Below are 10,666 nucleotides of genomic sequence, written 5' to 3' on the forward strand. Positions count from 1 at the left end.
TTAATATAACCATTTCTCTTATTCTTTAATATAAAATTCATATGGTTCAATATTAATTTTTAGTTTTGTAATTTTAAAAAAGCACCCTCTCACAAGGGTGCTTTTGATTTATTATTCAGCTAAAGCTTCCTCTACGTTTATAGGATAAACGCTAGCCTTCTTCTTGTCTTTTCCAACTCTTTCGTATTTAACTAGTCCATCAACTTTAGCGAAAAGAGTGTCATCCTTACCTATTCCAACATTTGTTCCTGGGTGGATTTTTGTTCCTCTTTGTCTCACTAATATGTGTCCAGCAAGTACAAATTGTCCATCAGAGCACTTTACTCCAAGTCTCTTTGATTCACTGTCTCTACCATTCTTTGAGCTACCTACTCCCTTTTTGTGAGCGAATAACTGAAGGTTCATTATTAGCATATCACTACACCTCCTTCTCAATAAGGTTTATATATTCTTTACGTTTTTTACATCCAAAACTTATATCTAAGCTTTTTATGGTACTCTCTAAGCTCTTTTCAAAGGTTTTTAAAAGCACCTGAGATAACTCAATACTTTTGCCTTCTAATGGGCTTAAACTCAAGTAACCATCTTTTATTGAATATTGAGGCTCTATATGTAAAACCTCTTCCATTCCTATTATAATACTTTGAGAAAGTACAGATACTGTGTTGCAAACTAAATCATAAGCATCGCCTATGGCGCTGTCTAATTCCGCTTGACTCACACCATGACCTGAAATATCAAAAGCAATAATATTATCGCCTTTTTTCTGCAAAACTATCTTTATCATAATTATGCTTCTATTTTCTCAATTACTAGTTTAGTGAATGGTTGTCTATGTCCTTGTTTTCTTCTATAGTCCTTCTTAGGCTTATACTTGAAAACTATAACCTTCTTAGCCTTACCTTGAGAAGCAACCTTTGCTACAACCTTAGCTCCAGCTACAACTGGGTTTCCAACTACGAATTCTCCGTTTTCCTTAGTAACTGCAAGAACTTCTGTTAATTCAACTGTTGAATCAACCTCAGCATTCAATTTTTCAACGAATATTACGTCTCCTTCTTGAACTCTGTATTGCTTTCCACCTGTCTTTAATACTGCGTACATTCTAAAACACCTCCTCAATCCAGTCTCGCCAACTGAGGTACATCCCCTAATGGAATGTTTAAATAAAAAACCCTTCGCGTGCGGTCTACAAAAGCCATTTTAACACATTTAACTAGTGTTGTAAAGTTTTTTTATAAATTATCTAAGGTTACTTTGTAACCTTTTAGATTTTCTATTTGACTATGAAATATAAGCGGTTCTACTTTAAAGTACTCTACTTCCTGCACGAAGTTTAAATATATGTTTTTATCTAAAGCTTCAATATCTTTTAAGAAAGTAAATAAATCTTCTTCTATAGCTTCCTTATAGAGACTATTGATCTCTATATAAATGTCTTTAACTACACTTTCTGCATCCTTTTTTAATATTTCATTATGGATCAAAAGAGTTATATAGGACATTTTAAGCTTCTTTCCATGGCCACCGCATACCTTGCATGGCTCTTCCATATACTCATATATGGTTTTTCCATTTCTCTTTCTAGCTATTTGTACAAGATTAAGCTCCGTAAGTTTATATATGACCGTCTTATTTTTATCTCCTCTAAAACCTTTTTCCAAAAGCTCAATAATTTTTTCTTTGTGATTTTCATGTATCATATCTATAAAGTCTATTATAATTATGCCGCTTAAATTTCGAAGACGTATCTGCCTTGCTATCTCAGAAGCCGCCTCGCTATTTGTTATGAAAGCCGTATTTTCCATATTAGAAGCCTTTGTATTCTTTCCAGAGTTCACATCTATCACATACATAGCTTCTGTATGCTCAATCACTAGTGATCCTCCACATTGAAGATGAACATTTGGATTTCTTAAGGCTAAAATCTCTCTTTCTATTCCATAGTAATCAAATAAATTTCTATGACCATCATAAAGTTGAAGTTTAGCTTTCATATCTTCTTTTCTGTTCATGTACTTTTCTACTGTATTATAATCCTCTTCACTATCAACAAATATAGTTGAAGTATTATCATTGACACAATCTCTAAGTATCTTACTTACTATAGAACTATCACCGTAAAGCTTTTTAGGCTTTATAGAGAATTTAAACTCTTTTTCTATGGCTTCATATTCTTTATATAAATCTAATATCTCCTGCTTTACAAGGTCTAAAGATACATTTTCACCTTGAGTCCTAATCTTTACACCTATAGGAATTAACCCCTGAAGTTCTTTTGCAGTGTTGATTTTGAACTCCTTATTCTTTATCTTTTGAGAAAAACTTATTTCAGCATCTTTATTGCATAAAACAACATATCTCCCTGGTATGTTTATAAAAGGAAAGACCTTTGCTCCTTTAGAGTTCAGCTCTTCCTTTATAATCTCTACCAAGACTTCCTGACCTTTTTTCACGTATCCATTTATCTCTTCTCCTAAGTACATATAAGCATTTTTTTCATAGCCTATATCAACAAAGGCACTTTTTATGGCTGGAACTATATTTTTTACTACTCCTCTGTAAATTTCACCTACAGAAGGCTCATTAGTTTCCTCTTCTATACGACATTCTAGGAGTCTGCCATTTTCTTTTATAGCTACACGCCTTAGCGCCTCATTCTTTTCTATAAAAATTTCTCTCATAGAAGTACCCTTTCTAACGCCTTTAAAGCTTTAAACATATTTGTATAGTGGCACAAAGTTTCCATTTTTATCTGCATACAATTCATTTCTTTCTATATAAGTAAATCTTTCGCCATTAAATCCTTCACAGTTATTTTTTATATAAGTGCTTAGAAGATCTGGTGACAAATGCTCTCTGCTTCCGCAAGCTAAAGTGCAGTTCATAACTAAATAGTCATCTTTAAGCCAATACTTTATCTCTTTTATAAGAGGTCTTATATCTATTTCTCTTTCACCTTTTTTGCTTTTCTTTATAGTAACCCATGATGGTTTTTCTAAAATAGCTGTAAGAGCTTTTTCTGCCGCTTTACCATCTTCCACAGGAAGTTTCATACTATAATTTGCTCTGTCTATAATCGCCATTGAAGGTGGAACTTTTTTCTCTGTAAGCTGAATAACCTTAGTAACCTCAATTATTCTTATTGTCATAGGAGCACTTTCATTTAATTTTTCCTTGATGAATTCCTCGTTTAATTCCTCTACAAGTACTAAGTCCATGTATTCTCCCTTTGAGCTCATTCCAACTGATAGCGGTTGAGCTAAAGATAATGACATATGAGGATTAAATCCCTTTGAATACTCAACAGGAAGGTCTGCCCTTCTTATAATTTTTTGTATAGTTCTCATCAAATCTAGATGTGATATGAATTTTATGCTGTCTTCTTTAGAAAACTTGATCAAGTAACGCACCTTCAAAACACTTCCCTTCTTTAAAGTTTACATTTACTCCGCATCCTGTACATCCTAATCTGCAGTTTTGAGTAAGTGCTGCATTCTTTGCCTTTTCATTTTCTTTAACTAGGTAAGATTTATTTACCCCTATATCTATGAAGTCCCAAGGAAGTATTTCTTCGTAGCTTCTCTCTCTATAAGCATAGAATTCTCCTGAAACATTACACTCATCCATAGCTTCTTTCCAGTAGTCATAGTTAAAGTATTCAGACCATCCGTCAAACTTAGCACCTTTTTCATAAGCTTTGATTATGACATCACAAATCCTTCTATCACCTCTTGCTACCACAGCTTCCATGTAAGAAACTATAGATTCATGATAGTTGTAAGAAACAGCTCTGCTCTTTATAGAAGTCTTTACTGTCTTAATTTTTTCTCCTACATCTTCCATTTTATCTTGTGGTGCCCATTGAAATGGAGTAAATGGCTTTGGTACAAATATAGATGTACTTGCTGTAACCCTAAGGCCTTTGTTCCTAACTGTCTTTGGAACCTTAAAGTATTCCTCAGTAACCTTATCGGAAAGGTGAGCTATACCAGCTACATCCTCCATTGTCTCATAAGGAAGTCCTATCATAAAGTATAGCTTTATTGCAGACCATCCTGATTCAAAAGCTGATTTTGATGCTTCGAGAACTCTCTCTTCTGTTACACCTTTATTTATGATATCTCTCATTCTCTGACTTCCTGCCTCTGGAGCAAAGGTAAGCCCTGTCTTTCTAACCTTTTGTATTTCCTTTATAAGATCTACCGAAAATGCATCTATTCTTATAGATGGAAGTGATACTCCTACCTTTTCCTCTGCATACTTTTCTATTAGGCCGTTTATAAGCTTTTGTATATCAGAATAGTCACATATACTTAAAGAGCTAAGAGATATTTCATCATAACCCGTAGTTTTTAAAAGCTTTGCTGCATCTTCCATTAAAGTATTGCAGCTCTTTTCTCTTATAGGTCTATATATCATTCCTGCCTGACAGAATCTGCATCCGTTTGTACATCCCCTGAAAGTTTCAAGTATTATTCTATCGTGAACTATTTCAGTATATGGAACTAAAAACTTATCTGGAAAACTCACTCTATCAAAATTAGTTATGAATCTCTTTTTGACAGTTTTAGGAACATCATCATATTTAGGTTTAAATTCCTTTATAGTTCCGTCTTCATTGTAAGTAACTTCATATAGTGAAGGAACATATACTCCTCTTATCTTTGATATCTCTCTTAAAAATTCTTTTTTGCTTTTCTTTTGCTCCTTGAACTCTTTGTACACATCAAGTACATCATTCATAACTTCTTCACCTTCGCCCAGTTCAAAGAAGTCTATAACATCATGAAGAGGTTCTGGATTGTAAGCACAAGGTCCTCCAGCCATTACTATAGGCTCATCCTCTCCTCTTTCAGAAGCTCTTATTGTTATTCCGCTCATATTTAACATATTCAATATGTTTGTATAACTCATTTCATATTGAAGACTGAATCCTAAAATATCAAATTCTTTTAAAGAATCTTTAGTCTCCAAAGTATAAAGAGGGATATTATTCTCTCTCATAAGTTTTTCCATATCTGGCCATGGAGCATAAGATCTCTCGCAATAAGTGTCTTCTCTTTCGTTTATAGTATGATAAAGAATTTTACTTCCTAAGTGAGACATTCCAACTTCGTATACATCTGGAAAGCAGAAAGCAAATCTTATATCTACTTTTTCTTTATCTTTATATACAGAGTTTATTTCTCCTCCTATATATCTAGCAGGTTTTTCAACTCTAAATAAAATGTCATCTAAGTTTTTAATCATTAGATTTCCTCCTTGGAAAAATTTTAATCCCATTCATTAAAGAAGGAAGCATAATTTTAATGCTTCCCGAATATATTATATTCTATCATATTATTATAAAAATGAATAGTTAACTTGTAAAGTAATTAAGGTGACACATGATACACCACACACATTACTTGTGATATAAAAGTGCCACCTCTATTTTTCATCCCTTATCTTCAAAAACTCTTCTATAGTGATATTTCCGTAGAGTTTAAGTCCTTCTAAAACATCGTATTCTGTAAGTATATCTACAACTTTCATCTCTTCATCTAGCAGAGTGAATAAATTGTATTTATTCTTGTCCACTAATCCTAAAACTGTTATAAGATCTTTTTTATAATATACAGATATAGTTTTATTTTCTATATAGCTGTCCTTTAGAAATCTTCTTTTCTTCCTTATTATATCTCCCATTATTATATACATTATCCTTTCTCGTTCTTTATAGGATATGGCTATTATAAGAAATGCTATGAGTCCTATGCTTAAATTTACTTTACCTAAAATTAGCAAAAAAATAAAATATCCAAGTAATAAAAATCCTGTTATCAAACTACATTTTACAGTAATTTTATTTGCCCTCTTATACATTATCTTTCTGCTTAATACTGCTCTCAATATTCTAGCTCCATCTAATGGGAAAGCTGGCATCAGATTAAAAATCCCAAACACAAGATTTGTGTCAAAACTCACCTTTATTATATTACTCGGAAAATATTTATAAACATTATATAAAAAAGCAGCCATAATTATATTAGTAAGTGGCCCTGCTAAAGATATTATTATATCTTCTTTAGGCTTAGTTTCATCAAACATTTTTGATTCTATATATGTGCCCATAGGTATAAAGTGCATTTTTATATTATCTATTCCTAAATATCTAGCTACTATAATATGGGCTGTTTCATGAAGTACTATCCAAAAAAAGGCCACCAAAAAACTATATCCAAACCCTGCAAAAATTAATATTATTACATAGGGTATAAATAATTTATTTATTTTTACCATTCATATCTCCCACTATATAGATTGGTCATAGAACTTGATATACTTTTCCGGATCTTTAGGCGCTCCCATATATAACAAACCAAAGTATAAATGTTCTGAGGAAAGATTTCCTTTTCCTCCGCTTGTGCCTATCTCCGCATTTTCTTCAAGTTCATCTCCTCTTTTTACATTCACATCTTTTAAATTTCCGTACTCCGTTTCTAATCCTTCACCATGATCAACTATTATATAGTTTCCTAAAGCTTCACTGTTCCCAACTTCTCTAACCGTGCCTTTCGACGCAATTGTAACCTTCGAATTTTCTGATGATTTTATTACTATTCCATTTTTGTATCCTACCCATCCTAAATCTTGAGCACTTCCATATTTCCCAATTACCTCCCCTTTTATAGGCGCCTTAAAATTTTTGCTGGTTGTCTCTATAACATTATCCCCACCTAAATATTTTGATTTTATATTTTCTATATAGGTTTCTGCACTGTCATAAGCTGCTTTATAATCAAAAGATTTTATTTGAGCTATAGCACCATTGTAGTCAAAGGATGTTTTTACTGTATCCTTAGCATAGTCATATATTTTTTCTGTCTGGGCAGTAGTGAAAGTCTTACAAAATAGTATAACAACAAACAAAGCTGCCGTGCCTGCCAATTGAAATATTAAGATATTTATAAGACGCTGAGGTGTAATTTTTTTACCTTTTATATTTTTAGCATTTTCTCTATAACTAAAGCCTCCTGTATTTTTGCCATTATTGTATCTAACACTTCCTCGTCCTTCCTTTGATACTATCTCATTATAATAACTCTTGTAGGCATCATTGTATTTTCCCATTTACTCTTCCCCCTAACAAATCAATAGATTGCTATGTGTTAATGATAAACTAATGGATTTCACGAAACTTTTCTTTTATCCGTAAAATAAATCACTATAATATATATTGAAGGAAATAGATTTTTATGCAAAAAAATATAAGAAATCTTAGGATTTCTTATATCTAAAAACTTATTATCTAGTTTTTTTAAGTGCTGACATAAATATCTCTGCACTTCCCAAATTAGTGGCTACTGGAATGCAATGAACATCACATAATCTGATTAAAGCCGATACATCAGGTTCATGAGGCTGAGCTGTAAGCGGATCTCTTAAAAAGATTACCAAATCCATTTCTCCTTCAGCTATCTTTGCCCCTATCTGTTGGTCGCCTCCAAGTGGTCCTGATAAAAATCTTTGAACATCAAGCCCAACTATCTCTGATATAAGCTTACCAGTAGTACCGGTTGCAAAGAGCTCATGTTCCTCTAATAGGTTTTTGTATCTTTTTGCCAATTCTATTATGTCATCTTTTTTCTTGTCATGTGCTATAAGAGCAATTCTCATAACATTCTCCCCCTTCACCGCTAAAAATTAATTTTCTTTCGTCTCATACCTATATTCAGTATCAGTCCTATAGATATGAAATTTATCAGAGCGGAACTTCCTCCATAGCTCATAAGAGGAAGGGTTATTCCTGTAATAGGCATAATACCTATAGTCATTCCTATATTCTGTAGTATAGAAAATAGCCATGAAGCAATTATTCCACCACATACTATTCTTCCAAATATGTCCTTAGAAGTCTTTCCTATATTGATGGCCTTATATATAAATATGCCATACAAAACCAATAATAATAATGCCCCTATAAGTCCCCACTGCTCTCCTAAAACAGCAAATATGAAGTCAGTCTGTTTTTCAGGCACAAACTGTGCGGAATAGCTTGTTCCGTGAGAAAGTCCGCTTCCAAGGACTCCACCAGAACCTATAGCTATCATAGATTGAATCAACTGTCTTCCTCCTCCAAGAGGATCTGCTGCTGGATTTAAAAATAGAGTAAGTCTATTCTTCCAATAATTTTTCATAATAGGAGAATTCCACACTAAAGCTACAACTATAGTTAATGACATAAGTCCTCCAATTATAATTTTTATGTTGAGACCAGCTAAAAATACTATACCCAAAACAGTAAAGAAACACACCATGGTCATACCCATGTCTGGCTGCTTGACTATAAGAAGCATTGGGACTAATGCATAAACACACAATATAAGAAAGTTTCGTACATCATTTATTTTACAGTCCATATCATCAAGCTTTTTAGCAAGCATAAGGGTTATAGATATCTTTGCAAGCTCTGCAGGCTGAAAACCTATAGGTCCAAACTTTATCCATCCTGTAGCTCCATTTATGGTTACTCCTTTAAACTCAGTATACACAAGAAGAAGTACAGAAATCCAATAAATAATAGGAACGTAATTCTCTATTATTTTATAATCCACAAGAAGAATAAAGTAAATAGCTATAAGCCCTAAAATCAGCCATATAAACTGCTTTTCTGCGTCTCTAACTCCTGTTGCAGTATATATGTTTAAAATACCATAGAGCATTATCATTATGGAGGCTATAAGTATGCCAAAATCTAACTCTCTGATTAGCTTTGAATCTAGCTTAAAATTATTAAACATAGCAAAATTCCTCCAAATCTTAAGATTTCATATCTTAGTATATCACATAAATCTTAAAATTCTATGATATTTTACAAACTTAATAGGCAATTAATCTTAACTTTATCTAAGGTGTTTAATAGGTATATTTGCAACTAAAGCCGGTGAGGACTCTTGCTCACTATCCATTCTGCTTAGAGATATTTCAACATCATCACTATCAAACTCTACATACTTTGATATTACTAAAAGTATCTCATTTTTCATCTTTTCTAGGACGTCTTTAGGCAAATCTCCCTTATCATTTATAAGTATAAGTTTTAATCTATCTTTTGCTACATCTTTAGACTTTTGTCTCCCAAACATTTTCATAAAATCCACGGTTCTACGCCTCCAATCTATTTCTTAAATAGTTTTTTAAATACTCCCATAAAACCACTTTCCGATGTTTGTTTTAGGTCTAATAATTGAACTTGTTCTCCTAAAATCCTACGGGCTATATTATTGAAGGCCTTTCCAGCTAAAGCTTTATCATCTAAAACAATAGGCTCTCCTTTATTTGTAGATACTGTTATATTTCTATCATCAGGAACTACTCCTATAAGTTTTACAGAAAGTATTTCTACGATATCACTTACATCCAGCATATCGCCTTTTTTAGTCATATCATAATTTAATCTATTTACTATTACCTCATAATCTTCTAAGCCTTTTGCTTCAAGTTTTCCAATAACTCTGTCAGCATCTCTTACTGAAGTGATTTCTGGATTTACTACTAATATAGCTCTATCTGCTCCAACTATAGCATTTTCAAATCCCTGCTCTATACCTGCTGGACAATCAATTATAACATAATCAAATTCCTTTTTTAGTTCTGTAACTAATGATAGCATTTGTGATGTGGATATATCATTTTTATCCCTAGTCTGAGCTGTAGGAAGCATAAATAGGTTAGGCAGTCTCTTATCTTTTATAAGAGCTTGTTTAAGTCTGCATCTATTTTCCATGACATCCATGATAGTATAAACTATTCTATTTTCTAATCCCATCAACACATCTAAATTTCTTAGCCCTGTATCTCCATCTACAACAACAACAGATTTTCCTAACGCTGCTAAAGCTGTTCCTATATTTGCAGTGGTTGTTGTCTTTCCAACTCCACCTTTACCTGATGTTATTACAATTGACTCTCCCATTTTCTTACCTCCAAAATTCAATTTATATGTATTTATTAAGTATATATGGTTCAACTACTATTGCACCATCTTTTATCTTCGCTATTTCCGGGTAGGGTGGCTTTTCTCCTCCCTCAGGTGCTCTTGTTATTATACTGCCTATTTGTATTATTTCTGGCTGCATACAAAAAGCCCCTATTATAGATTTTTCGTTTCCGGTATATCCTGCATGAACGTGTCCTCTGATAGTTCCTAAAACCATTATATTTCCACCAGCGTAAATCTCAGCTCCTGCATTTACATCCCCAACTATAACTACATTTCCTACGTACTTTATACACTGTCCCCCTCTAACTGTCTTTCTTATAAATTTAGTTCTTCCTTCATATATTCCTTGAAAGACTTTGTCCTTTTTATCCTGCTTATTTTCAAAAATACAATCCATGATTTTGAACTCATCAAAAAGAAGATTCTTTAAGTTTGATTGCTCTCTATGAGTAACATTGCTTGTATCCATACTTAATTTTATAGTAAAGCCCTTATAAAAGCCTTTTCCCCTTTGGAGTTTTGCTACCAAGGCTTCTACTATAGAATCAAAATCTTGGAACTTATCTGTATTTATCACAGCAATTAACCCATCTTTATTTCCTTTTATCATTATTCCGTCATCTTTCATAGAAATACCTCCAACAAAATAACCTAATCTATATATTTCAACATTAATTT

The 10,666-nt window shown here is 32.7% G+C and carries 13 protein-coding genes; all 13 read right to left on the minus strand.

Going from position 1 to position 10,666, the window contains the following annotated elements:
- Positions 1-111: 111 nt before the first annotated feature.
- The 13 genes from rpmA to minC all read right to left on the minus strand — a co-directional run bounded on the left by rpmA (position 112) and on the right by minC (position 10,616).
- Positions 112-414: a 50S ribosomal protein L27 gene (gene rpmA / locus KQH81_RS11190; RefSeq protein ID WP_027638611.1), complete on the minus strand. Its 303-nt coding sequence runs from the start codon at positions 412-414 to the stop codon at positions 112-114.
- A 4-nt stretch (positions 415-418) separates the two neighbouring features.
- On the minus strand, positions 419-787 hold the full coding sequence (locus tag KQH81_RS11195) for a ribosomal-processing cysteine protease Prp (protein WP_027638610.1): 369 nt from the start codon (positions 785-787) through the stop codon (positions 419-421).
- Between the two features lie 2 nt (positions 788-789).
- Positions 790-1,104: a 50S ribosomal protein L21 gene (gene rplU / locus KQH81_RS11200; RefSeq protein ID WP_022788074.1), complete on the minus strand. Its 315-nt coding sequence runs from the start codon at positions 1,102-1,104 to the stop codon at positions 790-792.
- Between the two features lie 131 nt (positions 1,105-1,235).
- Positions 1,236-2,684 carry an Rne/Rng family ribonuclease gene (locus KQH81_RS11205; protein ID WP_230028315.1) on the minus strand — a complete coding sequence of 483 codons (1,449 nt, stop codon included), beginning with the start codon at positions 2,682-2,684 and terminating at the stop codon, positions 1,236-1,238.
- Positions 2,685-2,714: 30 nt separating this feature from the next.
- Complete coding sequence (locus KQH81_RS11210; protein ID WP_027638608.1) at positions 2,715-3,413, minus strand: TIGR03936 family radical SAM-associated protein; 699 nt, start codon at positions 3,411-3,413, stop codon at positions 2,715-2,717.
- A complete protein-coding gene (locus tag KQH81_RS11215; RefSeq protein WP_027638607.1) occupies positions 3,388-5,253 on the minus strand; it encodes a TIGR03960 family B12-binding radical SAM protein in 1,866 nt (621 codons plus the stop codon). The genes KQH81_RS11210 and KQH81_RS11215 overlap by 26 nt, the downstream gene beginning before the upstream one ends.
- 180 nt (positions 5,254-5,433) lie before the next feature.
- A complete protein-coding gene (locus KQH81_RS11220) occupies positions 5,434-6,285 on the minus strand; it encodes a M50 family metallopeptidase (protein WP_027638606.1) in 852 nt (283 codons plus the stop codon).
- Positions 6,286-6,297: 12 nt separating this feature from the next.
- Positions 6,298-7,116 (minus strand): murein hydrolase activator EnvC family protein, encoded by an 819-nt coding sequence (locus KQH81_RS11225; protein ID WP_027638605.1) that lies wholly within the window; start codon positions 7,114-7,116, stop codon positions 6,298-6,300.
- Positions 7,117-7,290: 174 nt separating this feature from the next.
- The gene (gene mgsA, locus KQH81_RS11230; RefSeq protein WP_027638604.1) at positions 7,291-7,662 is read right to left on the minus strand and encodes a methylglyoxal synthase; all 372 of its coding nucleotides are present in this window, start codon (positions 7,660-7,662) and stop codon (positions 7,291-7,293) included.
- A 20-nt stretch (positions 7,663-7,682) separates the two neighbouring features.
- On the minus strand, positions 7,683-8,786 hold the full coding sequence (gene rodA / locus KQH81_RS11235; protein WP_027638603.1) for a rod shape-determining protein RodA: 1,104 nt from the start codon (positions 8,784-8,786) through the stop codon (positions 7,683-7,685).
- 102 nt (positions 8,787-8,888) lie between these two features.
- Positions 8,889-9,146: a cell division topological specificity factor MinE gene (gene minE / locus KQH81_RS11240; protein WP_027638602.1), complete on the minus strand. Its 258-nt coding sequence runs from the start codon at positions 9,144-9,146 to the stop codon at positions 8,889-8,891.
- Positions 9,147-9,163: 17 nt separating this feature from the next.
- Complete coding sequence (minD, locus tag KQH81_RS11245) at positions 9,164-9,961, minus strand: septum site-determining protein MinD (RefSeq protein ID WP_027638601.1); 798 nt, start codon at positions 9,959-9,961, stop codon at positions 9,164-9,166.
- A gap of 22 nt (positions 9,962-9,983) precedes the next feature.
- Positions 9,984-10,616 (minus strand): septum site-determining protein MinC, encoded by a 633-nt coding sequence (gene minC, locus KQH81_RS11250; RefSeq protein WP_027638600.1) that lies wholly within the window; start codon positions 10,614-10,616, stop codon positions 9,984-9,986.
- Between the last annotated feature and the right edge of the window lie 50 nt (positions 10,617-10,666).

Origin of the sequence: Clostridium cadaveris (genome assembly GCF_020911725.1) — a bacterium.
GTDB lineage: Bacteria > Bacillota > Clostridia > Clostridiales > Clostridiaceae > Clostridium_X > Clostridium_X cadaveris.